The organism is Leifsonia sp. NPDC080035 (assembly GCF_040050925.1).
Lineage (GTDB): Bacteria > Actinomycetota > Actinomycetes > Actinomycetales > Microbacteriaceae > Leifsonia.
The window spans coordinates 1,733,846-1,759,754 of the sequence record NZ_CP157390.1; the positions used below are offsets into that span (position 1 = coordinate 1,733,846).

The 25,909-nt window shown below is 71.6% G+C and carries 22 protein-coding genes; 14 read left to right on the top strand and 8 right to left on the bottom strand.

Annotation, left to right across the window (positions count from 1 at the left end; all coding sequences use genetic code 11):
- Positions 1–56: 56 nt before the first annotated feature.
- The 5 genes from AAME72_RS08520 (at position 57) to AAME72_RS08540 (ending at position 6,511) form a co-directional block, all read left to right on the top strand.
- On the top strand, positions 57–3,032 hold the full coding sequence (locus tag AAME72_RS08520; RefSeq protein WP_348789809.1) for an HtaA domain-containing protein: 2,976 nt from the start codon (positions 57–59) through the stop codon (positions 3,030–3,032).
- Positions 3,029–4,207: an ABC transporter substrate-binding protein gene (locus tag AAME72_RS08525; protein WP_348789810.1), complete on the top strand. Its 1,179-nt coding sequence runs from the start codon at positions 3,029–3,031 to the stop codon at positions 4,205–4,207. Before AAME72_RS08520 ends, AAME72_RS08525 begins: the two co-directional genes overlap by 4 nt.
- Positions 4,204–5,307 (top strand): iron ABC transporter permease, encoded by a 1,104-nt coding sequence (locus AAME72_RS08530; RefSeq protein ID WP_348789811.1) that lies wholly within the window; start codon positions 4,204–4,206, stop codon positions 5,305–5,307. The genes AAME72_RS08525 and AAME72_RS08530 overlap by 4 nt, the downstream gene beginning before the upstream one ends.
- Complete coding sequence (locus AAME72_RS08535) at positions 5,304–6,080, top strand: heme ABC transporter ATP-binding protein (protein WP_348789812.1); 777 nt, start codon at positions 5,304–5,306, stop codon at positions 6,078–6,080. Before AAME72_RS08530 ends, AAME72_RS08535 begins: the two co-directional genes overlap by 4 nt.
- Positions 6,081–6,154: 74 nt before the next feature.
- Complete coding sequence (locus AAME72_RS08540) at positions 6,155–6,511, top strand: hypothetical protein (protein ID WP_348789813.1); 357 nt, start codon at positions 6,155–6,157, stop codon at positions 6,509–6,511.
- 30 nt (positions 6,512–6,541) lie between these two features.
- Here AAME72_RS08540 and AAME72_RS08545 read toward each other — a convergent pair whose 3' ends face one another.
- Positions 6,542–6,826, bottom strand: a complete 285-nt coding sequence (locus tag AAME72_RS08545; RefSeq protein ID WP_348789814.1) for a GNAT family N-acetyltransferase — start codon at positions 6,824–6,826, stop codon at positions 6,542–6,544.
- A gap of 37 nt (positions 6,827–6,863) precedes the next feature.
- On the opposite strand from AAME72_RS08545, the gene AAME72_RS08550 reads away from it, so the two are divergent.
- Both AAME72_RS08550 and AAME72_RS08555 read left to right on the top strand, forming a co-directional pair.
- Positions 6,864–7,754, top strand: coding sequence for a site-specific DNA-methyltransferase (locus tag AAME72_RS08550; protein WP_348789815.1), 891 nt, complete (start codon positions 6,864–6,866; stop codon positions 7,752–7,754).
- Positions 7,755–7,812: 58 nt separating this feature from the next.
- A complete protein-coding gene (locus AAME72_RS08555) occupies positions 7,813–8,637 on the top strand; it encodes a phosphatase PAP2 family protein (RefSeq protein WP_348789816.1) in 825 nt (274 codons plus the stop codon).
- 5 nt (positions 8,638–8,642) lie between these two features.
- Here the strand turns inward: AAME72_RS08555 and AAME72_RS08560 are convergent, their stop codons facing one another.
- Entirely contained in the window at positions 8,643–9,707 is a 1,065-nt protein-coding gene (locus tag AAME72_RS08560) for a LacI family DNA-binding transcriptional regulator (protein ID WP_348789817.1), read from the bottom strand.
- A gap of 101 nt (positions 9,708–9,808) precedes the next feature.
- On the opposite strand from AAME72_RS08560, the gene AAME72_RS08565 reads away from it, so the two are divergent.
- The 3 genes from AAME72_RS08565 to AAME72_RS08575 are packed head-to-tail and all read left to right on the top strand — an operon-like array spanning position 9,809 to position 13,139.
- Positions 9,809–10,759, top strand: a complete 951-nt coding sequence (locus tag AAME72_RS08565; protein WP_348789818.1) for a nucleoside hydrolase — start codon at positions 9,809–9,811, stop codon at positions 10,757–10,759.
- A complete protein-coding gene (locus AAME72_RS08570) occupies positions 10,756–12,228 on the top strand; it encodes an MFS transporter (protein WP_348789819.1) in 1,473 nt (490 codons plus the stop codon). The genes AAME72_RS08565 and AAME72_RS08570 overlap by 4 nt, the downstream gene beginning before the upstream one ends.
- Positions 12,225–13,139, top strand: a complete 915-nt coding sequence (locus AAME72_RS08575; protein ID WP_348789820.1) for a ribokinase — start codon at positions 12,225–12,227, stop codon at positions 13,137–13,139. Before AAME72_RS08570 ends, AAME72_RS08575 begins: the two co-directional genes overlap by 4 nt.
- A 149-nt stretch (positions 13,140–13,288) precedes the next feature.
- Here AAME72_RS08575 and AAME72_RS08580 read toward each other — a convergent pair whose 3' ends face one another.
- From AAME72_RS08580 to AAME72_RS08600, 5 genes are all read right to left on the bottom strand, one after another.
- Complete coding sequence (locus AAME72_RS08580) at positions 13,289–14,311, bottom strand: LacI family DNA-binding transcriptional regulator (protein WP_348789821.1); 1,023 nt, start codon at positions 14,309–14,311, stop codon at positions 13,289–13,291.
- Positions 14,312–14,340: 29 nt separating this feature from the next.
- Positions 14,341–15,795, bottom strand: coding sequence for a GH1 family beta-glucosidase (locus AAME72_RS08585; RefSeq protein ID WP_348789822.1), 1,455 nt, complete (start codon positions 15,793–15,795; stop codon positions 14,341–14,343).
- Between the two features lie 80 nt (positions 15,796–15,875).
- Positions 15,876–16,760, bottom strand: coding sequence for a carbohydrate ABC transporter permease (locus AAME72_RS08590; RefSeq protein WP_348789823.1), 885 nt, complete (start codon positions 16,758–16,760; stop codon positions 15,876–15,878).
- On the bottom strand, positions 16,757–17,899 hold the full coding sequence (locus tag AAME72_RS08595; RefSeq protein WP_348789824.1) for a sugar ABC transporter permease: 1,143 nt from the start codon (positions 17,897–17,899) through the stop codon (positions 16,757–16,759). Before AAME72_RS08595 ends, AAME72_RS08590 begins: the two co-directional genes overlap by 4 nt.
- Before the next feature lie 110 nt (positions 17,900–18,009).
- Positions 18,010–19,332 carry an ABC transporter substrate-binding protein gene (locus tag AAME72_RS08600; protein WP_348789825.1) on the bottom strand — a complete coding sequence of 441 codons (1,323 nt, stop codon included), beginning with the start codon at positions 19,330–19,332 and terminating at the stop codon, positions 18,010–18,012.
- Positions 19,333–19,628: 296 nt separating this feature from the next.
- Between AAME72_RS08600 and AAME72_RS08605 the strand changes: the two genes are divergently transcribed.
- On the top strand, positions 19,629–20,219 hold the full coding sequence (locus AAME72_RS08605) for a TetR/AcrR family transcriptional regulator (RefSeq protein ID WP_348789826.1): 591 nt from the start codon (positions 19,629–19,631) through the stop codon (positions 20,217–20,219).
- 89 nt (positions 20,220–20,308) lie between these two features.
- On the top strand, positions 20,309–21,640 hold the full coding sequence (locus AAME72_RS08610) for a cation:proton antiporter (protein ID WP_348789827.1): 1,332 nt from the start codon (positions 20,309–20,311) through the stop codon (positions 21,638–21,640).
- Here the strand turns inward: AAME72_RS08610 and AAME72_RS08615 are convergent, their stop codons facing one another.
- Positions 21,641–23,824, bottom strand: a complete 2,184-nt coding sequence (locus AAME72_RS08615) for an MDR family MFS transporter (RefSeq protein WP_348789828.1) — start codon at positions 23,822–23,824, stop codon at positions 21,641–21,643.
- Between the two features lie 292 nt (positions 23,825–24,116).
- Between AAME72_RS08615 and AAME72_RS08620 the strand changes: the two genes are divergently transcribed.
- On the top strand, positions 24,117–25,010 hold the full coding sequence (locus AAME72_RS08620) for a DUF1287 domain-containing protein (protein WP_348789829.1): 894 nt from the start codon (positions 24,117–24,119) through the stop codon (positions 25,008–25,010).
- Between the two features lie 30 nt (positions 25,011–25,040).
- Positions 25,041–25,889, top strand: coding sequence for a M15 family metallopeptidase (locus tag AAME72_RS08625; RefSeq protein ID WP_348789830.1), 849 nt, complete (start codon positions 25,041–25,043; stop codon positions 25,887–25,889).
- Positions 25,890–25,909: the final 20 nt, after the last annotated feature.

Here is a 25,909-nt window from a genome sequence, read left to right on the forward strand (position 1 = left end):
TGAGAACGTCTCCACCCCCGATCCCGCCGCACCCGACACCGCGCAGAGGGCGCCGATTGCTGGCGGCGATCGTCGCCGTGGCGCTCGGCGCCGCCGGCCTCGGCATCGCAGGCGCAGCGCCCGCCCTCGCCGCCGGCCCGGCGGTCTCCGCGCCGGAGGTGCCGGCCGCGGGCGGCACCATCACGGTGACCGGAAGCGGCTTCGACACCAGCGACCCGGGCATCTACCTCGGCGTCGGCCCCGCCGGGCTCGCCGGCTTCTACCAGGGATCGGCGAGCCTCCTGGCCGGCCAGACGGTGTGGGTCGCCGTCGGCAACACAGAAGTCGGTTCCGGCGACCAGCGCACGTCGCCCATGACGGAGGACGGCACGTTCTCGGTCAGGCTGACGATCCCCGCGCCCACCGCCGAGGTCCCCGCCTACGCGATCTACACCTCCAAGGCGCACGGCAAGGGCTTCGCCGACCCGTCGCAGAACACGACCACGGCGCTCGCCTTCGCCGCCCCGGAGCCGCAGGCGACGTCCCTCACCATCGCGAGCAGCGCATCCACGGTCGAGGAGGGGCGGTCCGTCACGCTGACCGCGACCGTCGCTCCCGCCGTGGCGGGCACGGTGGCGTTCTCCGACGGCTCCGCGTCGCTCGGCAGCGCCGCCGTCGTCGGCGGCGTCGCGACGCTCAGCACGAGCGCGCTCGCCCCCGGGTCGCACTCCCTCGGCGCGGCGTTCACCCCCGCCGACGCGTCGACCGCCGCGCCGTCGACCGCCTCGGTGATCACCGTCACGGTGAACGCCGCCTCGCAGCCGGCCGCCGCCTCCGTGACGCTCTCGAAGGCCTCCGGTCTCGACGCGGCCGGCGCCGACATCACCGTCACCGGATCCGGCTTCGCGCCGACCGGAGGGGCCGTCATGGGCGTGTACGTCGGCGTCGGCCCGGCCTCCGCGAAGGACGACCCGAGCTGGTTCGTCAACGCGGGCTTCTACCAGGGCGTGAAGTGGGTGCGCACGGTCGCGGCCGACGGGTCGTTCAGCCAGGCGCTCACCGGCATCACCGGGGTCTTCGCCTCGAATGGTCGCACGGTCGACTGCGCGAGCGAGGAGTGCGGCGTCTACACCTTCGCGGCGCACGGCTCGAGCGACCGCACCCAGGACACCTACACGCCGATCGCGTTTGCCGCCGCGCAGCCGCAGCCGTTGCCCGTGACCGTCGGCCTCTCCGTCGACCCGGCGACCGCGGTCGAGGGCACCACGCTCACCTACACGGCCACGATCTCCGCGAGCGGCGAGGGCTCCGGCCGGCCGACCGCGTTCCCGGGCACCGTCGTGTTCGGCGAGGGCAGCGGCGCCACCGCTCCCGACACCGCGTACGGCACGGTGAACGTGACCGGCGACACGGCGGTGTTCCGGACCTCCACCCTCCCCGTCGGCGCGCACACGCTGCGCGGCTGGTACACGCCGGCCGACGCCGGTGCGTTCGGGGCGGCGCGCTCCGACTCGGTCACGGCCACCGTCACCGCGAAGGCCGTGCCGGGCGCCCCGCACGTCACGGTGTCCCCGGCATCGGGCATCGACACGACCGCGGGCGTCATCACCGTCACCGGGTCCGGGTTCGCGACGACCGGCAACGGCGTCTACCTCGGCATCGCCCCGAAGTCGGTGCTGAGCGACCCGAACTGGTTCCTCAACGCGAGCTATTTCCAGGGCGCGCAGTGGATCTCGCCGTCCGGCGTCGCCGGGCCGAGGATCGGCTCGGACGGGAGGTTCACCACGACGATGACCGGCGTCACGGCATCGTTCTCGTCCAACGGGAAGACGGTGGACTGCCTCACCGTGGAGTGCGGCGTGTTCACCTTCGGCGCGCACGGGTCCACCGATCGGTCGCAGGACACCTACACGCCGATCGCCTTCGCCGCCCCCACCGCGGGCGCGGTCGCGACCCGACTCTCGATCAGCGTCGCCGGTTCGTCCGTCCAGGGCGCGCCGGTGGATGTGACGGTCACGGTCACGCCGGCGGCCGCCGGCACGGTGACCCTGTACGACAGGGGCGCCGTCGTCGCCAAGGACCTGCGGCTGACGATGCCGGGCGCGACCGCGTCCGCCACCGCGTCCGCCGCCACCGTGACATCGGCCGCCGCGCGCATCCCGTCCACCCTCGCCGCAGCGACCTCGTCGTCGGTCACCACACGGGTCCCAGGACTCGCGGTCGGATCGCACGCCTTCACCGCGAGCTTCGCGCCCGACGACCGGTCCGCGTTCGCACCGTCCGTCGCCGCTTCGGTGCCGCACACGGTGACGGCGGCCGGCGCGTCGGCCGGGCCAGCCGCTCCTGCCGCGGCCGGAACGGCCGAGCCCGTCTGCGTCGCGCGTTCGGTCGACGGTGCGACGCTGGACTGGGGCGTCAAGGCGAGCTTCCGCAGCTACATCAGCGGCGGGATCGCGAACGGCTCGTGGACGCTGAACGGCGTCGGCTACGAGGGCGGCCGCTACGCCTGGAGCGGCGGCTCGGGGAGCTTCAACCCCACCGAGACGCGCGGTGTCGTGCGGTTCCCCGGCTCGGTGGCGTTCACCGGGCACGACGGGCTGCTGAACCTCGTGCTCTCGAACATCGCCCTGCGCGTCACCGGCGCGGACGGCGCGACCCTGATCGCGGACGTCCACTCGACCGACATGAGCGGCACGCCGAGCGACTTCTCGGGCGTCTCGTTCGCGACCGTCGCGCTGGGCGGTGCCACCGCATCCGGATCGACGTTCGCCGTCGACGGCGCCGCCGCCACGCTGACCGCGGACGGTGCGAAGGCGTTCGCCGGCTTCTACACGGCGGGGACGGCGCTCGACCCGGTGTCGTTCGCCTTTCCGCTCGGAGCCGCGGTGGCCTGCGACAGCAGCACGGCCGCGGCCGGCTCGGCGCTCGCGTCGACCGGAAGCGACGGCGCCGGTCAGTGGCCGCTGATCGTCGGAGTGCTGCTGCTCACCGGCGTGGCCGCCGTGCTGGTCGCCCAGCGCAGGCGGGCCCGCGCGACCGCGGAGACGGTGTGAGTTCCACGGCACCCCTCTCCACCGCACACCTCTCCACCGAGGGCGGCGCAGCACGCGCCGCCCTCGGGCGTGCGCGGGGCGTCCGGCCGCGTCGCGCCGTGGCCCTCGCGGCCCTCGCGACGGCGACGGTCCTGCTGGCGGGATGCGCCGCTTCCGCACCCGCTGCGTCGCCGACCACGACCGTCACCGGCACCCCGCCCGCCACATCCGGCCCGTCGGACGCACTGCCCGACCCGCGGGCGATCACCGGCCCCTCGACCGCCACGTCCATCCCGGACATCGAGCCCATCGCGCGCTCGCCGAAGCCGTCGCTGCCCGTGACCGTCACCGACGCGACCGGGACGCGCGTGACGGTGACCGACGCGAGTCGCATCCTCGCACTCGACATCTACGGCACCCTCGCCGAGACCGTGGTCGGGCTGGGGCTCGGCGACCGCCTGGTCGGGCGCGGCTCCTCCAACGCGCTCGGCTCGATGGCCGCGCTGCCGCTCGTCACCCGGAACGGTCACGAGCTGAACGGCGAGGCGATCCTCGCGCTGCGGCCGACCCTCGTCCTCACCGACACCACGCTCGGCCCGCGCGAGGTGCAGGATCAGCTGCGCGTGTCCGGCGTGCCGGTCGTCTTCTTCGACCCCAAGCGCAGCATCGACACCATCGGCGCGCAGATCGAGACGGTCGCGCACACCGTGGGCCTCGACGCCCTGGGCAGGAGGCTCGTCGAGCGAACGGACGCCGAGCTGGCGTCTGCGAAGGCGGACATCGCGGCGATCGCACCCGCGGCCGACCGCGCGCTCCGGGTGGCGTTCCTCTACGTCCGCGGCAGGGCCGGGGTCTTCTTCCTGTTCGGGAAGGGATACGGCGCCGATGCGCTCATCTCGGCCGTCGGCGCGGTGGACGTCGCGACCGCTGCAGGGATCACCGGGGCCAGACCGGCGAGCAGCGAGGCGCTGCTCGCAACGAATCCGGACGTCTTTCTGACGATGACGGACGGACTCGCGTCGACCGGCGGCGTCGACGGCCTGCTCGAGCGTCCCGGCGTCGCCGACACCCTCGCCGGGCAGCACCGCCGGGTGGTCGACATGGCGGACGGGCAGGTGCTGTCATTCGGGCCGTCCACCCCCGCCGTGCTGCGGTCGCTCGCCGACGCGCTCTACCGGCCGGGAGCGGCGGGATGACCGCGCAGGGCCTCCGCGCGAGCGAGGCGACCGTGCGGCGGGCGCATCACGGGTCCTCGGCCGTCGCACGCGCCAGGGCGCGGCGCGGGCTCGTGATCGGCGGCCTCGTCGTCGCGCTGCTCGCGGTGGTGCTGCTCTCCGCGGCCGTCGGCCAGTTCTCGCTGTCGCCCGCGGAGATCCTCTCCTCGATCGGGCGGCGGCTCGGGCTCGCTCCGACCGCGCCCGCGGATGCGTACGCGGACGGCGCGCTGTGGAACGTCCGGTTCCCGCGCATCGCCCTCGGCCTCACCGTCGGCGCGGCCCTCGGCATCGCGGGAGCGCTCATGCAGGGGGTCTTCGCCAACCCGCTTGCCGAGCCCGCCGTCGTCGGCGTCTCCGCCGGCGCCGCGGTGGGCGCGTGCGCCGCCATCGTGTTCGGGATGCAGGCGTTCGGCTCCGCGACCGTCCCCGCCGCCGCGTTCGCGACGGGGGTCGTGACGACGCTGCTGGTCTACGTGCTCGCGCGGGCGCGCGGCCGGACCCGGGTGCTGATGCTGGTGCTGACCGGCATCGCCGTCAACGCCATCGCGAACGCCCTGATCGCGCTGCTCGTGTTCGCCGCCGACACCGCGGGCCGCGAGCAGATCATGTTCTGGCAGCTCGGCTCGCTGAACGGCGCGACCTGGTCTGCCGTGGCGGTCACGCTCCCGCTGCTTGCCGTCGGCGTCGTCGGGGCGTGCCTGCTCGCGCGGCGGATGGATGTGCTCGCGCTCGGCGACCGGACGGCCCGCCACCTCGGGGTCCCGGTGGAGCGGGTGCGGCTGACGGCCATCCTGCTGGTCGCGCTGCTGACGGCCGCGGCGGTCTCGTTCGCCGGGATCATCGCCTTCGTCGGCCTCATCGTCCCGCACCTGCTGCGGCTGCTGATCGGCCCCGCGCACGCCGCACTGCTGCCGGCCAGCGCCCTCGGCGGCGCGCTGCTGATCGCGATCGCCGATGTCGGCGCCCGCACGCTCGTCCCGTTCGCCGACCTCCCGATCGGGATGTTCACGGCGCTGGTCGGCGGACCCGTGTTCTTCCTGCTGCTGCGCCGCACCGTCGCCTCGGGGGAGCGGTCGTGACCGGGGCGGAGCTGCGGGGCGTCGGCGTCTCGCTCGGCGGCCGCCGCATCCTGGACGCCGTCGACCTGGCGGTGCGTCCCGGCGAGCTGGTCGCCCTGATCGGACCGAACGGCGCCGGCAAGTCGACCGCGCTCGGCGCCCTCGCCGGCGACACCGTGCCCGACGAGGGCGTCGCGCTGGTCGACGGCAGGGACGCGCGGCGGATGCGCCCCGCCGAGCTCGGGAGGCTGCGCGCCGTGCTGCTGCAGCAGAAGGGCGTCTCCTTCTCCTACCCGGTGCGCGAGGTCGTCGCGATGGGGCGTCTGCCCTGGGCGCGCACGCCGCAGAGCGAGCGCGACGAGGAGGCGGTGGCCGACGCCCTCGAGAGGACGGGCACGACCCGGCTCGCCGACCGCGACGTGACCACGCTCTCCGGCGGCGAGCTGGCACGGGTCTCGCTCGCGCGCGTGCTCGCGCAGGACTGCCCGATCGTGCTCCTCGACGAGCCGACCGACGCCCTGGACCTCGGCCACCAGGAGCAGGTGCTCGCGCTCGCCGCGCAGCTCGCCCGAACCGGACGCGCGGTGCTCGCCGTGCTGCACGACCTGAACCTCGCCGCGACCTACGCCGACCGCATCGTGCTGCTCTCCGGCGGTCGCGTCGTCGCGACCGGGGACGCGGAGACGGTGCTCGTGCCCGCCCTGCTGAGCGGTGTCTACGCGCATCCGGTGGATGTGGTGGAGCATCCGCGGACGGGCCGTCCGCTGGTGCTGCCGGTGCCGGGGGTCGGGTAGGGCGGACGTCCGCCGACCTTGGTCTTCCCTGTGCGTCCTCGGGCGGCCGGGCGTGCCTCCGGTACCCTTGACGGGTGAATTGGTGGGTGGTCGGCGCCGTGGCGGTGCTCGTCGTGGTGGTGATCGTCGCGGTCAAGCTCGGCTGGATCGACCTCTCCAACAAGGCGCACCGCGGGTCAGGGACCATGAGCGGTGCCATCGGCGGATCGTTCGACGAGATCTTCGCGCCGACCCGTCACGAGGCGCAGCAGGAGCTGGACCGCCAGTCGTTCCTGCCCGCGCCCGCGCCGCTTCCCGGCGACGGCGACAAGGGCGCGTGGGACGGCGGCAAGATCACGATCGACGTCGGCCGGGCCGGCCGCGGCCAGCGCGCCGAGGGCCGCGCCCCCAGCGAGGACGGCCGCGCGAGCGCGCCCACCCGCCGCCGCTAGCCGCCGCACGCCCCTCGGCGGGCGTGCGACTCAGCGGCGCTGCAGCGCCTGGTAGTCCGGGTGGTCCTCCAGCCAGCGGCGCACATAGGGGCACGAGGCGACGACGCGGCGGTCGGTGTTGTCGCGCACGTCGTCGAGGGCCGCCTGCACCAGCTGCGAGGCCATGCCGCGTTCCCGCTTCTCCTCGTCGATCTCGGTGTGCGTGAACACGATCGCGTCGTCGCGCAGGTCGTATTCCGCGACCCCGACCACCTCACCGTCGCCGAGCAGGGCGTAGCGGGACTGGTCGGGCTGGTTCTCCACGGTCAGCGTCATGCCGCCACAGTATCCCGCCGTACGGGACAATGGAGGCATGCTCCAGCCCGTCTCCGCCGATGCCGCGCCGCCGCTCTGGCATCCGGACGCGCCGAGCACGGTCGTCCACGCCGACAACCTCGGCGTGATCGCCTCGCTTCCGGACGCCGCGTTCCGCCTGATCTACCTCGATCCGCCGTTCAACACCGGCCGCCCGCAGGCGCGGCGGCGGACGACGTCCGTGCGCTCCGAGGGCGGCGCGGGCAGCGTCATCGGCTTCAAGGGCCGCAGCTATGAGCGGATCAAGGGCGACCTGCTCAGCTACGACGACCGCTTCGACGACTACTGGGAGTTCCTGGAGCCGAGGCTGATCGAGGCCTGGCGGGTGCTCGCCGACGACGGCACGCTGTACCTGCACCTGGACTACCGCGAGGCGCACTACGCCAAGGTGCTGCTGGATGCGCTCTTCGGCAGGGAGTCGTTCCTCAACGAGATCGTCTGGGCGTACGACTACGGAGCGAAGGCCAAGAACCGGTGGCCCGCCAAGCACGACACCATCCTCGTGTACGTGAAGAACCCGCGCGGCTACTTCTTCGACTCGTCCGCGGTCGACCGCGAGCCGTACATGGCTCCCGGCCTGGTGACTCCGGAGAAGGCCGAGCTCGGCAAGCTGCCGACCGACGTCTGGTGGCACACGATCGTGTCCCCGACCGGGAGGGAGAAGACCGGGTACCCGACGCAGAAGCCGGAGGGGGTGCTGCGGCGGATCGTCCAGGCCTCCAGCGAGGAGGGCGACTGGGTGCTCGACTTCTTCGCGGGGAGCGGCACGACCGGCGCCGTCGCGTCGGCGCTCGGCCGGCGCTTCCTGCTGGTGGACAGCAACCCGGACGCGATCGCCGTGATGCGCGAGCGCCTCTCCGCCGCCGACGGCGTGCGCTTCCTGGACTGACCGGACGCGCAGACGACGTCAGGGTTTTGGCAAGAAGCGTGTGGAAGGGTTGTTGACTATGCGACCCCCGCTCCGTGCTCTGCCCTTCGTCTGGGCCGCGCTGGGCTCCGCCGTCGCCTTCACGCTGATCTACCTCGTCTTCGTGCGCAGCTACATCGGCCAGGTCATCGACGAGCGGGCGTTCGCCGGAGCGGACGCCTGGAAGGGCGACCTCATCGAGTTCGCCAGGACGTTCCTCGACGCCCTCCCTGTCGCCTCCGTGGTCATCGGCGCGATCATCGCGATCGTCATCGTGCTCGTGCGCCGCAACTGGCTCGTGTTCGGGATCGCCATCGGCGCGGCCGTCGCGGTCAACGTGAGCACCCAGGTGCTGAAGTACGCCATCCTGTCGCGTCCGCCGAAGGGGGTGGATGTCGGGCTGGCGAACTCGCTGCCGTCCGGTCACACCGCCGTCGCCGGCTCCGCCGCGCTTGTCGTCTTCCTGGTCTGCTCGCCGCGCTACCGCCCGGTCGCCGCCGTCGTCGGATCGGTGTTCACGGTCGCCGCCGGCGCATCCACCCTCGTCGAGCAATGGCACCGCCCGAGCGACGTGATCGCTGGGATGCTGGTGGTCGCGTTCTGGGCGTCCATCGCGGGCGTCGTGCTCGCGGGGCTGCGGCTTCCGCCGGCGGACCCGCCGGTGCAGGCCAAGCTGTGGGCGCTGCTGTGGATCGCGCTCGTGTTCATGGTCGGCTCACTGGTCGCGCTCGCCGTCACCTACTTCTCCACTCAGGGCGGCTCGGAGCACCTGTTCATCGCCTACGCGGGCGGCGTGGCCGCGATCGCGGCGACCGGCCTGTTCCTGGCCGTCATCGGCAATCGTCTGTACCGCGCCCTCGCCTGAACCGGTTACGTGCCGCTCGGTTCCGGGGCGTCGGCCGCCCGAGCGGGCGCGGAGGTGGAGGCACGGACGATGAGGGTCGCATCCAGCAGACCGGGCCGTCGTTCGCGCGGGCTCTCGCCGTCGAGCAGCGCGACAAGGCGGTGCGCCGCCTCGCGGCCGAGCGCGTCGCCGGGCAGTGCGACGCTCGTCAGGCTCGGGGCGGTGACGGCCGCGGCCGGCAGGTCGTCGAAGCCCGCGACCGCCAGGTCCTCCGGGATGCGCACGCCGGCGTCCGCGCAGGCGGCGAGGACGCCCAGGGCGAGCGTGTCCGCCGCGGCGACGATCGCGGTCACGCCGGCATCACGCCAGCGCGGCAGGACGCGTGCGACGACCGCGGCGGCCTCCGCGGTGTCCGGTCCGCTGCGGGCGTCCTCGTCGGCGAGCACGGTCATCCCCCTGGCCGCGGCCAGCCGGGCGAGCGCCTCCCTGCGCAGGATGTAGGTGGCGGCGGGGGTGGTGCCGTCGAGGTAGCCGATGGTGCGGTGGCCGCGCTCGGCGAGGTGCGCGACGAGCGCATCCACGCCGGGCTCGATGTCGTAGTTGACGGCGACGGCGCGCGTCTCCAGCCCCGGTGCATCCAGGAGGACGAGGGGGATGCCGGGCGGCACCTCGTCGAGGAAGTCCGGGCCGGGCGCGGAGACGAGCAGGCCCGCGGGGCGCAGCGCGGCGAGCCGCCGCACGTCGGTCGCGGTCGGCTGCCGCCCGCTGGACGCGGCGGAGAGCAGCAGCTGGAACCGGTCGTCCAGCTCCTCCTGCACGCCCTTGATGACGCGGCCGAAGTAGGGATTGGGGAGGTCGGGCGCGAGCAGGACGACGACGTCGCTCGTGCCGCGGGCCAGCGCGCTCGCGGTGCCGTCGACGATGTAGCCGAGCTCCCGGACCGCCGCGCGGACGCGGTCGGCGTTCTCGTCGGAGACCCGGCCCCTGTGCTTGCCGTTGACGACGAGCGAGACGGTCGCGATGCTCGTCCCCGCGCGTTCGGCGACCATGGCCGCGGTCACGCGCGACGGGATGCGCGGAGTGGCTGCCATGCCTGAGATGCTATCGCCCGCGGGCGGAGTTGCGACGTCAAGCGCTTTACGCTTAGGGTGTCAAGCGTTTTACGTTCCCCGACGAAGCGGAGGCTCCCTCAGTGGAGAAGATCATCCTGGACTGCGACCCCGGCCACGACGACGCGATCGCGCTGCTGCTCGCGCACGGCAACCCCGACATCGACCTGCTGGCGGTCACCACCGTCGCAGGCAACCAGACCCTGGAGAAGGTCACGCGCAACGCGCTGGCCGTCGCGACGGTCGCCGGCATCGCCGGCATCCCGTTCGCGGCGGGCGCCGACCGGCCGCTGGTGCGACCGGTCGAGATCGCCCCGGACATCCATGGCGAGTCCGGCCTCGACGGCCCGGTGCTGCCGGACGCGTCCTTCGCGCTCGACCAGCGGCACGCCGTCGACCTCATCATCGACACCGTCATGGCGCACGAGCCGGGAACGGTCACCATCGTGCCGACCGGCGCCCTCACCAACATCGCCCTCGCCGTGCGCCGGGAGCCGCGCATCGTCGAACGGGTGAAGCAGGTCGTCCTGATGGGCGGCGGCGTGCACGTCGGCAACTGGAGCCCGGTCGCCGAGTTCAACATCGTGATCGACCCGGAGGCGGCCGACATCGTCTTCAGCGCCGGGTGGAAGGTCGTGATGGTCGGGCTCGACCTCACCCACCAGGCGCTCGCGACTCCGGAGGTCGCCGAGCGCATCGCCGCCGTCGGCACCGGCCCCGCGCGGTTCGTCGGCGAGCTGCTGGAGTTCTTCGGCCGCACCTACGCCGACGTTCAGGGCTTCGACAGCCCGCCGGTCCACGACCCCTGCGCCGTCGCGTACGTCATCGACCCGACCATCGTGCGCGCCGAGCGGATGCCGATCGCGATCGAGACCCAGGGCCGCCTGACCACCGGGATGACCGTGGCCGACCGCCGCACGCCCGCCCCCGAGGACTGCCCCACCTGGGCCGCTCTCGAACTCGACCACGAGCGCTTCTGGGGTCTCGTCGTCGACGCCCTCGAGCGCATCGGCGAGCCGGAGGTGCGGGCATGAGCGCGCCGTCCACCGCCTCGACCGGCTCGACGCCCACGGCCGGTGCCGGGAACGCCGACGGAACCGGCCGCTCCGGCCGTCCCGTGCGCATCGCCGCCCTGACCGCCGCGCTGCTCGCCGCCTGCGTCGCCTTCCAGCTGAACGCCAGCATGCTGAGCCCCGTGCTTGTCACGATGGCGCACGAGCTGCACACCGACGACGCCACCATCGGCCTCTCGCAGACGCTCTTCTTCACCGTCGCCGCGCTGTTCTCGCTGTTCCTGCCGCGGCTCAGCGACATCCTCGGCCGCAAGCGCGTCCTCATCGGGATGCTCGTGGTCATGCTCGCGGGCAGCGTCATCGCCGCGCTCGCCCTGAACGTCGGGATGCTGTTCGCAGGCCGCATCGTGCAGGGCGTCGCCGGGCCCGTCGTCCCGATCTGCCTGCTGATGCTGCGCTCCGAGATCAGCGACCCGCGCCGCTACGGCGCCGCGATGGGCCTGCTCACCGCGGTGAACGGCGGCATCGCCGGCGTCGACGCGATCGCGGGCGGCTGGCTCGCCACCACCTTCGGCTTCCGCTCGGTGTTCTGGGCGATCGCCTTCGTCACCGTGATCGCGGTCGTCATGCTCGCCGCCTGGGGCGTGGAGTCCCGGCCGTCCGCCGGGGTGCGGATGGACTGGTGGGGAGTGCTCCCGCTCGTCGTGTCCATCGGCGCGCTGCTGACCGGTCTCAACGAGGCCGGCCGCCTCGCCGCAGCGAACTGGGTGCTCGTGATCGTGTCGCTCGCGGTCGCCGTGCTCGCCTTCGCCACGTTCTGGGCAGTCGAGAACCGGGTGCGCGAGCCGCTCGTCCCGACCCCGCTGCTGCGCCGCCGCGCGACCTGGGCGCTGCTGCTGACGACGCTCCTGACGATGACCGGCGTCTTCGCGGTCGTGAACGGTCTCGTCACCTCGCTCGCCCAGAACGCGGATGCCGGCTTCGGGATGGCCCCCGACCTCGCCTCCCTCGCCTTCCTCACCCCGTACGCGCTTGTCGGCTGGCTGGTCGGCCCGCTCGCCGGGCGTCTCGCGCCGTCGCTCGGCTACCGCCGCATCCTGCGGATCGGCCTCGGCGGCAGCGTGCTCGCGACCGTGGTGATGGCGTTCGTCGGCATTCACTCGCTCCCCGTGCTCATCGCGACCACGGTGCTGCTCGGCATCACCTACGCCGGCATCGCGAACATCGTCCTGAACGGCCTCGGTGTCGTGCTGTCGCCCTCGGAGAACCCCGGCTTCCTGCCTGGCCTCAACGCGGGCGCGTTCAACCTCGGCGCCGGCCTCAGCTTCGCGCTGCTCCCCGCGCTGCAGGTGGCGACCGGCGCTCCGGCGTCGTCGACCACGGGATACTCGGCCGGGATGCTGCTCGGCGCCGCCATCACGGCGGTCGCCTTCGCGGTGTCCTTCCTCATCCCGCGCCCGGCGTCGGCCGAGATCGGCGCGGACCGGTGACCGGCCGCATCCTCGTGGTCGGCTCGCTGAACGCCGACCTGGTCGTGCGGACCGAGCGCTTCCCGCGGGCGGGCGAGACCGTCTCCGGCGGCGACCTCAGCATCGGCGCCGGGGGGAAGGGCGCGAACCAGGCGGTCGCTGCCGGCCGGCTCGGCGGCGACGTCTCGCTGGTGGGCGCCGTGGGAGCGGACGCCAACGGTGAGCTGCTGCGCGCGGCGGTCTCCGACGCCGGCGTGGACATCGCGACCGTCTCGGTGCGCGACGGCGTCGCAACGGGCACCGCGCTGATCACGGTCGCCGCGGACGGCGAGAACACCATCGTGGTCTCCGCCGGCGCGAACGCGACGCTCGCACCGGCCGACCTGACCGACGACGCGCTCGCGGGCGCCGCGGTGCTCGGGCTGTGCCTGGAGGTGCCGGTGGCGACCGTCCGGGACGCGGCGGAGCGCGGTCGCGCGGCCGGGGTGACCGTGCTGCTCAATCCGTCCCCGTTCGGCCCGGCGGCGCGCGAACTGGCGCCGCTCGCGGACGTGCTCCTCGTCAACGAGGGGGAGGCGGAGGCGCTGCTCGGCGTGGTGGAGGGCGCGGTCGCGTCCGATCCCTCCGCCGTCCGCGACGGCTTCGCCGCTCTCGGCGTGCGCCGCGCGGTCGTGACCCGGGGCGGCGACGGCTGCCTGGTGGTGGATGGGGATGCGGAGCCCGCGCACATCCCGGCCGTGCGGATCACCCCGGTGGACACCACCGGCGCAGGCGACGCCTTCATGGGCGCCCTGCTGCTCCGCCTTGCGGACGGTGACGACCTACTCGCCGCCGCGCGTTTCGCGGCAGGAGTCGGCGCGTTCGCCGCCTCGCGCCCCGGCGCCCAGGCCTCGTACCCGACCGCCGCCGAGCTCCGAGCCTTCCGCGCGTAGCCCGCCCCTTCGTGGGCAACCGTTTCCCGCACGAGCAGTGCCGTCAACGTGCCCCTCGATCCCGAGGGGCACGTTGTTGTCGCTTTTGGCCCCGAAAAGTGACAACGACGTGCCCTTCGGGGCTCGGTGGACGGGCGGCGCCGGGCGCGCTAGCTGCTCTGGCGGACGACGAGCTCGGTCGGGAGCAGCGTTACGCGCTCCACCGGCTCGCCCGCGAGGCGGCGCACCAGCACGCGCGCCATCGTCTCGCCCAGCCCGATCGAGGGCTGGTGCACCGTTGTCAGCGGCGGCGTTGCGGTGAGGCCGAAGTTGTCGTCGTCGAAGCCGACCACCGCGATGTCTTCGGGGATGCGCAGCCCCGCCTCGTGGATCGCCGAATACGCCCCGGCGGCCATCTGGTCGTTGGCCGCGAACAGGCCGTCGATCGGCCGGCCGGTGGCGAGCAGGCGACGCATCGCCTCCATGCCCGAGAGCGGGGAGAAGTCGCCGTACTCCACGAGGGAGTGGTCGAGCCCGTGCTCCTCCAGTGCGCGCCGCCAGCCGAGGTACCTATCGAGGCCGGCGGGCATGTCCTGCGGTCCGGTGATCAGCGCGATGGAGCGGCGCCCCCGCGCGATGAGGTGCTCGGTGGCGCCGAACGACCCCGCGGCGTTGTCCACGTCGACGAAGAACGACTCGCCGCGTTCCTCGCTCACCGGCCGCCCGCCGAACACGATCGGCAGGGTGGATCCAAGTTGCGCGTACGAGTGGTCGCCGGAGTGGTGGGAGACCACCAGCGCGCCGTCCACGTTGCCGCCCATCAGGTAGCGCCGGGTCTTGTCCGGGTTCGTCTCCGACGAGATCACCATGTTGAGCGTGTACTCGGTGTCGGCCAGGCTCAGCGCGACGCCCTGAACGATGGAGGCGAAGAACGGGTCCGCGAAGACCTTGGCCGTCGACTCCGGCACGACCAGCGCGATCACCTGCGTGCGGCGGGAGGCGAGTGAGCGCGCCGCGCGGTTGGGAACGTAGTTGAGGTCGGCGATCGCGCGCGTCACCGCATCCACGACCTCCGGGGTGACCTTCGTGGAGCCGTTCACCACGCGCGACACGGTGGCGCGCGAGACGCCCGCGCGTGCTGCCACCGCCTCGAGGGTGGGGACGGCGCGGCCGTCCACCTGCTCCGTGGTCATGCGTTCCTCTCCTGGGTCCGAGTCACATGCTAGACGCGTGCCGACGCAGGTCCAGCCGCCAGGGCCGCCTCGTCCGTGCGCGCGTCCGCGATGAGCCGCGCGAACGCCAGGCCGGAATCCTTCACGGTGCGCTGCTGCGTCTCGTAGTCGACCCGGACGATGCCGAACCGCTTCTCGTACCCCCACGCCCACTCGAAATTGTCGAGCAGCGACCACACGAAGTATCCGCGGACGTCGGCGCCGTCCGTGATCGCCTCGCGCACCGCATCCACGTGGGCGAGGATGTACGCCTCGCGCTCGGAGTCGTGGATGCGTCCGTCCTCGCTCACGACATCGTCGTAGGCGGCGCCGTTCTCCGTGATGTACAGCGGCGGGAGCGTCGGATACTCCGCGGTGAGCCGGACGAGCAGCGTGCGGAGCCCGCCCGGGTTCACCTCCCAGCCCATCGCGGTCGTCGGCAGGTGGCGCGACGGGAACGTCACGAACTCGCTGCCGACGAACGGCGACGAGGTCGGCCGGTCGGTCGGCGTCAGCCCGGGGACGGCGTCGGCGGGGAGCGGGCGCCCGCTCACGTTGTCGTCGTGGTAGTGGTTCACCCCGAGGAAGTCGATCGGCTGCGCGATCGTGCGCAGGTCGGTGTCGTGCACCAGCTCCTCGAAGCGGTGCTCGCGCAGGTCCTCGAGCACGTCGGCGGGATAGGTGCCGAGCAGCAGCGGCTCCAGGTACATCCGGTTCCAGAGGCCGTCGATGCGTCGGGCCGCATCGAGATCCGCCGGGTCGGCCGGGTCGTCCGGGATCGCGTTCGTGAGGTTCAGCGTGATCCCGACCTTCAGGTCCCGCTGCTGCTCGGCGGCGAGCTCGCGAAGCGCGGCCGTCGCGAGTCCGTGGGCGAGGTGCTGGTGGTGGAGCGCGGCGAGGCCGGCGCGCGGCTCGCGCCTGCCCGGCGCGTGCTCACCGCCCGCGTAGCCGATCAGGGACGAGCACAGCGGCTCGTTGAAGGTCGTCCAGTGCGTGACGCGGTCGCCGAGGGCCTCGTAGACCGTCACGGCGTAGTCGCGGAAGCGCGCGGCGGTGTCGCGGTTCGCCCAGCCGCCGTTCTCCTCCAGCGCCTGCGGCAGGTCCCAGTGGTAGAGCGTGAGCCAGGGCAGGATGTCCGCCTCCAGCAGCTCGTCGACCAGGCGCGAGTAGAAGTCGAGGCCGGCCGGGTTCGGGTCCCGGTCGCCCGGCTTGATGCGCGCCCAGGAGGTGGAGAACCGGTACGACTGCAGCCCGAGCTCCTTCATCAGGGCGACGTCCTGCGGCATCCGGTGGTAGTGGTCCACCGCCCGCTCCGGGGTGTCGCCGCCGGCGATCGCGTTCGGGACGCGGGCGAAGGCATCCCAGATGGAGTCCTCCTTGCCGCCCTCGTGGGCGGCGCCCTCGATCTGCGCGGCGGCCGTGGCCGAGCCCCAGAGGAAGCCTTCCGGCCAGCGGTTGTCGGTCATTCTTAGCCTTTCACCGCGCCTTGACCGGCTGAGCCCGGAGGCTGCGGCAAAGCGCTGGGAGTCGTGATTGTCGGTCACGCTCACCCCTTCACCGCACCCGCCATGATGCCGGAGACAAGCTGCCGGCCGGCGAGCACGAAGAGGATGAGCAGGGGGATGGTGGCGAGCACGGCGCCGGCGAGCACGATCGAGTAGTCCACGTACTTGGCGGACTGGAGCTGGCTGAGCGCGACCTGCAGCGTCGGGTTCTGCGGGGCGACGAGCAGCGGCCAGAGGTAGTCCGTCCACGCGGTCATGAAGGTGAAGAGGCCGAGGATCGCCATCGCGGGACGCGCTGCGGGCACGCCGACGTGCCAGAACGTGCGGATCATGTTGGCGCCGTCGACGCGCGCCGCCTCGATCAGCTCCTCGGGGATCACGTCGACCAGGTACTGCCGCATGAAGAACACGCCGAACGCCGTCACCAGCGTCGGGACGATGACCGCGCCGAGCGTGCCCGTCCAGCCGAACTGCTTCATCACCATGAACAGCGGGATGATGCCGAGCTGGGTCGGGACGGCGAGCGTCGCGATCACGAACACCATCAGGCCCTCGCGTCCGCGGAAGCGCAGCTTGGCGAACGCGTAGCCGGCGAGCGTGGAGAACGCGACGACGGAGACCGTGATCACCGTGGAGACGATGATCGAGTTGCCGAGCGCCTGCCAGAACGGCACGGTGTCGAGCACTTCGCCGACGTTCTTCCAGAATTGCCCGCCCGGCAGCAGCGGCGGCCAGGTGGAGGTGAGAACGGTGCTGTTGCTGGATCCTGCGACGAACGACCACCACAGCGGGTAGGCGCCGCCGATGAACAGGGCGAGCAGGATGCCGTAGGTGAGGAACCCGGGGCGGCGGTCGATGCCGAGCGCGCGGCGCTTGGGAGCGCGGGTGCGGGCGGGGCCCTGGGCCTTGGGCGCGGTGGCGGTCATACGTTCTTCTCCTCGCTCGCCGCGGCCAGGACACGGGCGCCCTCGGCGCCGGCCTCCTCCGGTTCGGCGTCGGTCTCGGTGGCGGCGCCCGCTGCCGCCGCGGCTCCGGCGGGGACGGCGGCCGCACGGCTGCGGGCCAGCCGGCGCGCGGTGCGCTTGCGGTGGGCGCGGGCCTCGGTGGAGGCGATGCGGCGCGAGATGAGGAAGTTCAGCACGCCGAACAGCACGATGATGAGGAACAGCATCCAGGCGATCGCGGACGCCTTGCCGAAGTTCTGGCGGTTGAACGCCATGTCCCAGAGGTAGAGCACGGTCGTCTGGTACTGCCGTTGCGGTCCGCCGGGCACCGCACTCGAGGGGTTGAAGAGCTTCGGTTCCGTGAAGATCTGCAGGCCGCCGATGGTCGCCGTGATGATGACGAAGATCATGGTCGGCCGGATGCTCGGCAGCGTGATCGAGAAGAACCGGCGGAACTGGCCGGCGCCGTCGAGGGCGGCCGACTCGTGGATGTCGCGCGGCACCGCTTGCATGGCGGCGAGCAGGATGAGCGCGTTGTAGCCGGTCCAGCGCCAGTTGACCATCGTGGCGATCGCGACGTGGGCGGGGAAGGTCTCCGTCTTCCACATCACCGGGTCGAGGCCGACGGCCTGGAGGATGTTGTTGATGAGCCCGTACTTCTCGTCGAACGCGCTCGAGAAGATCAGCGTGACGGCGACGGGGGTGACGACGTAGGGGAGCAGCACGCTCATCCGCCAGAAGGTCTTGGCGCGGATGTTCTGGTCGAGCATGGCCGCGATGAAGACGGCGGCGATGAGCTGCGGGATGGCCGAGAGCAGGAAGATGCTCACCGTGTTGAAGAGCGAGTTCCAGAAGAACGGGTCTTTCAGCTCGGCCAGGTAGTTGGCGAAGCCGACCCACTCGCCGGGACCCGTGAGCAGGTTCCAGTTGTTCAGCGAGACGACGAACGTGTAGATGAGGGGGAAGAGGCCGACCAGTCCGAACAGGACGAAGAACGGGGCGACGTAGAAGTACGGGGATGCCTTCACGTCGAAACGGCTGAGCTTCTGCTTGAAGGTGAGCGCCCGGCGGTCGTCTCTACGCGTACGGCTGGCCGAGGGCGCGCGGGTCACGGTGGTCATGCGTTTCTCCGGAGGTATCGGGTGAAGGCAGCCGCCGAGCACAGGATCCCTGCTCGATCTCTACCGATCTCGCAGCAGGTTCCCTGTGCTCGGCGGCCGATGGTGAGGTGTTACTTGTTGACGACCAGCTGGTCGAGCAGCTTCATGGCGTTGGCCCAGGCCTGGTCGCCGTTCGCCTTCTTGGAGTCGAGCTGCTGCACGGACGGTCCGAAGACCTGCGACTGGATGACCGAGTCGTCCGGGCCCTTGTACTGGGCGACGACGCCCTGCGCGCGCTTGGCGAGGATCTCACCGATCGGCGCGTTGTTGAAGAACTTCGTCAGGTCGTTCGCGCCGGTCACGCCCGGGTCGCTCTGGGCCTCGGTGACGGACGGGAAGGTGCCCGCGGCCTGGAAGGTCTGCACCTGCGACTTCGCGGTGGTCAGCCACGCAGCGAGCGCAGCGGCCTCCTTCGGGTGCTTGGACTGCTTCGGGACGGTCAGGAACGATCCACCCCAGTTCGCAGCACCACCCGGGAAGACGTTGGCGAAGTCCCAGCCGGTGGTGGCGTCGCCGCCGCCGGCCTTGACCTGGCCCTGCACCACGCCGAGCATCCAGCCGGGGCAGACGAAGGTCGCGAACGAGCCGTCGGTGAACGCCTTGCCCTTGCCCCAGTCCCACTGGGTCTGGTTGGAGGAGAGACCGGCAGCGGCGCCGGCGGCGAGCTTGCTCCAGAGCGCCTTCAGGTCGGCGTTGTCCTTGACGTTGAGCTTGCCGTCCTTGGTGTAGTAGCCCTCGGGCTGCTGGTTCACCATCGAGTTCCAGATGAAGCCGGACTGGTCGTACCAGGCCTTGCCGGTCTTCGCGTGGTACTGCTCGCCGACCGTGAAGAAGTCGTCCCACGTGGCGTTGTCGCCGCCGAAGAGCTTGGCGACGGACTCGCGGTCGCTCGGCAGGCCGGCCGCGGCGAAGAGCTTGCCGTTGTAGCAGAGACCCTCCGGTCCGATGTCAGTGCCGTAGCCGATGATGCGGCCGCTCTTGTCGGTGGCCTGCTTCAGCTTCCAGTCGACCCAGCGGTCCTTGATGTCGTTGGCGCCGTAGTCCTTCAGGTCGTTGAACTGGTCGGAGACCTGCATGACCTTGGAGAGCCAGCCCTCCTCGACGGCCTGCACGTCGGGGAGGCCGCTTCCGGCCGCCTCCTTCGTCTGCCAGTCGGTCAGGGCGTTGTCACCGGTGTCGATGTTGGTCGCCTTGATCTTGATGTTCGGGTGCTCCTTCTCGTACTGCGAGTAGAGCTTGTCGAACCCCATGGTGCCGAACGTCGTGACGGTCAGCGTGACGGGGTCCGAGCTGCTCCCGCCGCCGTTGCTCGACGAGCAACCGGCGGCGAGGAGGGCGAAGGAGGCTGCGCCGGCGATGGCTGCAGCGACCTTGGTGCGACGTGAAAGCTTCACGGATCACTCCCTTGTGCGTGGTGTTGTGTGCCTGGGTCTGATGAGCGGTGAGAGCGCTCTCAGTTCGCGACCGTGAGAGCGCTCTCACACGTTGTGAGGGAATCTAGAACGGTCCTCCGCGGGCTGTCAAGTCGAACCGTGGTCGCGCTCTCATCGTTGAAACGACGCCAAATCGGGCGTCGCCGCGAAGAGGCGCGGGATTCCGCGCCGAACAGGTTGCCGTCGTGACCGAATCGTGATCGGATATGCCTTCATTTTAGATAGACTGCCCTACCTAGATAAGAAGGGCCGCGCAGATGCAGGAGACGCCTCGGAACACCGGCCGGAGGACGGGATCCGCCCGTCGCCGCATCCTCGACGCTGCCGCGCGGAGGTTCTACGCGGACGGCATCGCGGCCACTGGGATCGACACCGTCACGGCGGAGGCCGGGGTCGCGAAGATGAGCCTCTACAACAACTTCGCCTCGAAGTCGGCCCTGGTGGAGGCGGTGCTCGAGGCCCGTCACACCGAATGGCTGGCGCTCTACGCGCGCCGCTCGCGCCGCGCCGCCGACCCGATCACGCGGGTGCTCGCCGTGTTCGACGCCTACGCCGACCAGGCGGCGCTCGTCGTGGACGGGTTCCGCGGCTGCGGGCTCCTGAACGCGGCGGGGGAGCTGCCCGCCGGGGATGCGGCGCGCGAGGTGGTGCGCCGGCACGAGGAGGAGGTCGAAGGCATCCTCGCCGCCGGCCTGCGCGAGCTCACCGAGCGCTCGCGCGCCGACCGGCTCGCCACCCACCTCTCTCTGCTCGTCGAGGGGGCGATGGTCCGCTCCGGCCTCCGCGGCGACCGCGCCCGGCTCCGCGACGCCAGGAACATCGCCGTCGACCTGCTCACCGCGCTCTGACCGCGCGACGGTGCCCGTTCGGTACGTAGCGGCCCATCTCGAGCACGGTCATACGTACCGAACGGGGACAGGCGCGGCATGATGGGTCCGTGCCGGTCATCATCCTCGTCGGCTTCGTCGCCGTAGCGCTCTGGTCGCTCGTCGCGCACCGGTTCGAGCGGATCGGGATCGCCGGCCCGGCCGCGCTCGCGGTCCTGGGCGCGCTCGTGGTCACCGCCGACGTCCCCGGCTTCACCGCGGCCATCGACAGCGACGTCGCGCAGCACGTCGTCGAGCTGATCCTGGCCGTGCTGCTCTTCGTCGACGCATGCGAGGTGCGCGGCGGGCTGTTCGGGGGCGAGGGGCGCGCGCTCGCCCGGCTCGTCCTCATCGCGCTTCCGCTCTCGCTCGCGCTCGTCGTGGTGACGGGGGCGTGGCTGCTGCCGCAGACCGGCATCTTCGTGATCGTCGTGATCGCCTGCATCGTGATGCCGACCGACTTCGCACCGGCGACCGCCCTGCTGCGCTCCGACCGCGTCCCCGCGCGGGTGCGCCGCATCCTGAACGTCGAGAGCGGCTACAACGACGGCCTCATCTCTCCGGTGTTCGGGATGTCGCTCGCGATCGCCGTCGCGCTGCCGACGCTGATCCGCATCGCCGACACCGGCAGCGAGGCGGGCGTGGACCAGAAGCAGCTGGAGAAGAACATCGAGGACTTCATCGACGCGTTCTTCGGCGCGGTGCCCGCGACCGTCGTCGCGATCGTCGTCGGCATCCTGCTCGGCGGCGCGTTCGGCCTGCTCACCCGCTGGGCCTCGCGCCGCGGCTGGGCGGACACCACCGGCGTGCGGTTCGTCACCCTGCTCACCCCGCTGCTGGCCTTCGGCCTGGCCACGCTGCACGGGATCGGCGCCAACGGGTTCGTGGCCGCGTTCGTCGCGGGCGTCGTGTTCCGGGTGGCACGCACCCGCCGCACGGACCTCCCCGCGGTGCCCCACGCCGAGCTGCTGCTCGTGGAGGAGGCGAGCGCCGTCGCCGCGAACTTCGTCTGGTTCATCCTCGGCGGGATGACCACGGCCGTGATCGTGGACGGCGTCGACTGGCGCCTGCTGGTGATCGCCGTGCTCGCGCTCACCGTCTTCCGGGCGCTTCCGGTGTACCTGTCCATGCTCGGCTCGCCGGTGACCTGGCGCGAGCGCGGCTACATCGGCCTGATCGGCCCGCGCGGCACGGCATCCATCGTCTTCGGCCTGCTCGCCTTCAACCATCTGCCGGACGCCGACAGCGGCGACGTGCTCGGAGTGACGGTGCTGACCGTGGTCGGCAGCATCCTGCTGCACGGGGTCGTCGCACCCCTCGTGCTGCGGCGGCTGCCTGCCCGGGATGCGACGACGGCCGCCGCCCGGGTGGGCGACGGCCGTTCCGCCGGCGGGGCCGACTGATCAGTCGGTCGCGGGCCGCGGTCGCTGCGCGGCGACCGAGGCCGTGTCGACGACCGGCTCGATGAGCGCGCCGGTCTCGCCCGCCACGCGGCTGGCGATGATGCCGAGGTCGGTCTCCTCGAGGTCCTCGCGCTGGGCGGCCTCCGACCGGACGGCGCCGGCGGGGACGGGCTCGCGCTCGCCGGCAGCGGCCTCCGCCGCGGCGGCCTCCGTCCTCGCGTCCGCCGCCTCCTGCAGCGCGGACTTGGCGCGCAGCGGCGGGGTCTTGAAGAACAGCGAGAGCACGAACGCGACGAGCACAACGATCATCGCGACCCAGTAGACCTGCACCGCCGAGTCGTTGAAGGCGACGAGGAACGGCTTGGAGAGCCGCGGATCCGCGTTGTTCAGGAACGAGGTGTCGTTGGTCGCCGACGCGTCGGTCGACCCGTTCGACTTCTTCAGCTCCGTCTGCAGCCGCGGCACCAGCGCGTCCACGTACGCGGAACGGGCGGCCTCGTCGGAGAAGTCGAGCGTCACCGTCCCGTCGGTGGCGACCTTCGCGTAGGGAGCCTGCGCCTGGATCTTGGCCGTCGCGCCCTGGATGGCCTGCTGCTGGGCGGCCGCCTCCGCCTGGGCCTGAGCCTGCGGCGGGATGGCGCCGGCGGCGACCTGGGCAGCGACCGCGGCGCTTGCGGCCGACTTCGCGCCGTCGACGGCCTTCTGCAGCTGCTGCTGGGTCGCCTCCGTCGCCTTGCTCGTGATCGGCGTGTAGACCTGGTGCATGATCTGCTTGTTCTCGGGAGCCGAGGCGACCGAGGGGGTCAGCGCAGCATCCAGTGCGTTGGTGAGCGTCGGCTTGTCGGTGAGCGCCGTCTGGATGTGCGTCGGGAACACCGTGAACAGCAGCGAGAGCAGCACGGCGGTGCCGAGCGTTCCACCGATCTGACGGAAGAACGTGGATGCGCTGGTCGCCACACCCATGTCGCGGAGGCCGACCGAGTTCTGGCTGGCGATCGTCAGCGTCTGCATCAGCTGGCCGAGGCCGAGGCCGATGAGCAGCATCGCGCCGGCGATGAACCAGTACGAGTCGCCGAACCGCAGGAACGTCAGGTAGAAGAAGCCGCCGGCGAGCATCGCCGTGCCGATGATCGGGAACTGCCGGTAGTGGCCGGTGCGCGCGATGATCTGGCCGGAGACGATGGAGGAGATCATCAGGCCGAGGATCATCGGGAGCAGCTGAAGGCCGGACTCGGTCGGGGTCGCGCCGAGCACGATCTGCAGGTAAAGCGGCAGAGTCAGCATCGCGCCGAACATCCCGAAGCCGACGAGAACGCCGATGATGGTCGCCATCGAGAAGGTGCTGGAGCGGAAGAGCTTCAGCGGGATGAGCGCGTCGTCCTTCATCGCCATCTCGATGAGGATGAAGGCGATGATGCCGATCGCGCCGATCACGTAACAGGCGATCGACCCGGCGCTGCTCCAGCCCCATTCCCGGCCCTGCTCGGCGACCAGGAGGAGCGGGACGAGCGCCACGATGACGCCGGCGGCGCCCCACCAGTCGATGCGGGCGGCGCCGCGGTCGTGCTTCGGCAGGTGCAGGAAGCGGACGACCATGAAGAGCGCGGCGATGCCGATCGGCACGTTGATGAGGAAGACCCAGCGCCAGCCCGGGATCCAGAGGATCTCGCTCGCACCCGCGAACAGGCCGCCGATCAGCGGGCCGATGAGGCTGGAGATGCCGAAGACGGCGAGGAAGTAGCCCTGGTACTTGGCGCGCTCGCGCGGGGCGAGCATGTCGCCCATGATGGCGAGCGGCATGGACATCAGACCACCGGCGCCGAGGCCCTGGATCGCGCGGAACGCCGCGAGCTCGAGCATCGAGGTCGAGAACGAGGCGAGCACCGAGCCGATGATGAAGATGACGATGGCGATGATGAACAGCGGGCGGCGTCCGAAGATGTCGGAGAGCTTGCCGTAGATGGGCGTCGAGATCGTCGAGAGGATGAGGTACGCGGTCGTGACCCAGGCCTGCTGGCTCAGACCGTGCAGGTCGTCGCCGATGGTCCGGATGGCGGTACCGACGATGGTCTGGTCGAGGGCCGAGAGGAACATGCCGGCCATCAGGCCGAAGATCACCAGGAGGATCTGGCGATGCGTCATGATCGGTTTCGGTGCGGCGGTCGCCGCTGCTGCGTTTGACATGAGTCTCCGGGTCGAGAGTCGGATGGGGACGCCCGACAGCGGACGTCACACCGATGTGGAGGGCATTGCGAATTTTGCGGAGAGTGCAAAGTTACACCCAGTGCGACTCTTACGGCAACGCGAGACTACTCCGGCCGCACCCCGTTCGCCAGAGGCGAACGTGCCCGCCGGAACCGCGGAAACACGCGGAAGTAGCGGGCGCGCTGGCCCCCATCCAGGTGGCGCATAGGTGACGGGCGTACCGTGGAGGAGACCCGACCCGAGCCCGCTACGAATCCCCTCCGAAGGTCGTATGAGTTCTCACACGAAACCCCGCCGTCTCCTGCTCGTCGCCGCTGCCGCCGCGGCCACCGCGCTGGCGTTCACCGGCTGCGCGGGCGAGCCCTCCCCGGTGACCAAGGCGATGGCCGGCGCCGAGCCCGCCGCGAAGACGCAGGGCACCACTGTGTCCGCCATCCACCCCGCGACCGGCAGCGTCTCGGGCGGCACCGTCACGATCACCGGAACGAACCTGCAGAAGGTGGAGACCGTCACGATCGGCGGCCAGGCGGCCACGGTGACGAAGGCAGGCAAGGACAAGGTCGTCGCGACCGTGCCCGCCGCGCAGAGCTTCAAGACGGGAGCCGTTCCGGTGGCGGTCACCGACGCGAACGGCAAGACGATCTCGACGGGGAAGACGTACGACTACCAGGTGCAGACGGCGGTCGACAAGCAGCTCGCCTACGCCATGGCGCACTGGAACGACTACAACACCGCGCAGTACGGCGACCTGAACCCGGTCGGCGGCGACTGCGCCAACTTCGTCAGCCAGTCGCTGATCGCCCGCGGCTGGCAGATGAACGACGACTGGTACAACCACGACGCCGCCGCCGACTGGAGCCCGGCCTGGGGCTACGTGCCCGCCATGGACCAGTACTTCCGGGACAACGCCGCGCAGCTCGGCCTCACCGAGTACTCCTTCGACCAGCGCGACAAGATCAAGGTCGGCGACATCGTCATGTTCGACTGGAACGACAACGACTCGCTCGACCACGTGCAGATCGTCTCGGCGGTCGAGAAGGTCGACGGCCAGATCAAGATCAAGATGGTGGGCCACAACGAGGACACCGATTACCGCGACCTCGATAACGCGATCACGGTGGAGCACCCCGGAGCGATCGGCCACTTCTGGAGCCTGTCGAAGTAGCCGTCCGCCGCGGCCGGTTATGCTCGACCCGTGAATGCGGGCGAGGTCCGGGGCGGGATCCGGGGGCGCGCGGCTCGCCGATGGGGTGCGGCCGCGCTCGGCGGTGTCCTGCTCGCCGTGCTGGCCCTGACCGGTTGCGCGACCGGGTCAGGGGGCGCCGCCGCGGAACCGCATCGGCGTCCCACGAACAGGCCGGAGACGAACTCGCCGCAGCCGCTCCCGCTCCCGCGCCCGACTCCGACGACGGTGCCCACGGCTACCGCAGTCGGCTTCGATAAGGCCGCCCAGTCGATCGACGATCCGGCGAGCACCTGGGTCGTCGTCAACAAGGCGCGAGCGCTGTCCCCGCTCGACTACGCGCCGGCCGACCTCGACTATCCGGACGTGACGTACGTGAACCGGCAGCCGATGCGCCGCGAGGTGGCGGACGCGCTCGTGAGGATGTTCCACGCGGGCAGGGTGGAGGCCGGGCTCGGCTTCTCCGTGCAGAGCGCCTACCGCTCGTTCGAGTCGCAGACGCGCGTCTACGACGACGACGTGCACACCAACGGCCAGGCGTATGCGGACACCGACACGGCCCGTCCGGGCCACAGCGAGCACCAGACCGGGCTCGCGGTGGACATCAGCGCGGTCCCCGCCCACTGCTCGCTCGCGGCCTGCTTCGCCGGCACGCCGCAGGGCACGTGGCTCGCCGCCAACGCGTGGCGGTTCGGCTTCCTGCTGCGCTACCCGGCCGACAAGGTCCCGGTCACCGGCTTCACGTTCGAGCCGTGGCACTACCGCTACATCGGCGTTCCGCTCGCCGCCCAGCTGCACACGACGGGCGTGACGACGCTCGAGGAGTTCTTCGGCGTCCCTGGCGGCACCGAGTACCACTGAGCCGCGCACCCGCCTCCGGG

Excerpts from the sequence above, each read along its gene's own strand:
- AAME72_RS08560 (WP_348789817.1), bottom strand. The coding sequence starts at position 9,707 with ATGGCAGCCACTCCGCGCATCCCGTCGCGCGTGACCGCGGCCATGGTC.
- AAME72_RS08580 (WP_348789821.1), bottom strand. The coding sequence starts at position 14,311 with ATGACCACGGAGCAGGTGGACGGCCGCGCCGTCCCCACCCTCGAGGCG.
- AAME72_RS08550 (WP_348789815.1), top strand. The coding sequence starts at position 6,864 with ATGCTCCAGCCCGTCTCCGCCGATGCCGCGCCGCCGCTCTGGCATCCG.
- AAME72_RS08615 (WP_348789828.1), bottom strand. The coding sequence starts at position 23,824 with ATGTCAAACGCAGCAGCGGCGACCGCCGCACCGAAACCGATCATGACG.
- AAME72_RS08570 (WP_348789819.1), top strand. The coding sequence starts at position 10,756 with ATGAGCGCGCCGTCCACCGCCTCGACCGGCTCGACGCCCACGGCCGGT.
- AAME72_RS08605 (WP_348789826.1), top strand. The coding sequence starts at position 19,629 with ATGCAGGAGACGCCTCGGAACACCGGCCGGAGGACGGGATCCGCCCGT.
- AAME72_RS08530 (WP_348789811.1), top strand. The coding sequence starts at position 4,204 with ATGACCGCGCAGGGCCTCCGCGCGAGCGAGGCGACCGTGCGGCGGGCG.
- AAME72_RS08585 (WP_348789822.1), bottom strand. The coding sequence starts at position 15,795 with ATGACCGACAACCGCTGGCCGGAAGGCTTCCTCTGGGGCTCGGCCACG.
- AAME72_RS08545 (WP_348789814.1), bottom strand. The coding sequence starts at position 6,826 with ATGACGCTGACCGTGGAGAACCAGCCCGACCAGTCCCGCTACGCCCTG.
- AAME72_RS08595 (WP_348789824.1), bottom strand. The coding sequence starts at position 17,899 with ATGACCACCGTGACCCGCGCGCCCTCGGCCAGCCGTACGCGTAGAGAC.
- AAME72_RS08620 (WP_348789829.1), top strand. The coding sequence starts at position 24,117 with ATGAGTTCTCACACGAAACCCCGCCGTCTCCTGCTCGTCGCCGCTGCC.
- AAME72_RS08555 (WP_348789816.1), top strand. The coding sequence starts at position 7,813 with ATGCGACCCCCGCTCCGTGCTCTGCCCTTCGTCTGGGCCGCGCTGGGC.
- AAME72_RS08590 (WP_348789823.1), bottom strand. The coding sequence starts at position 16,760 with ATGACCGCCACCGCGCCCAAGGCCCAGGGCCCCGCCCGCACCCGCGCT.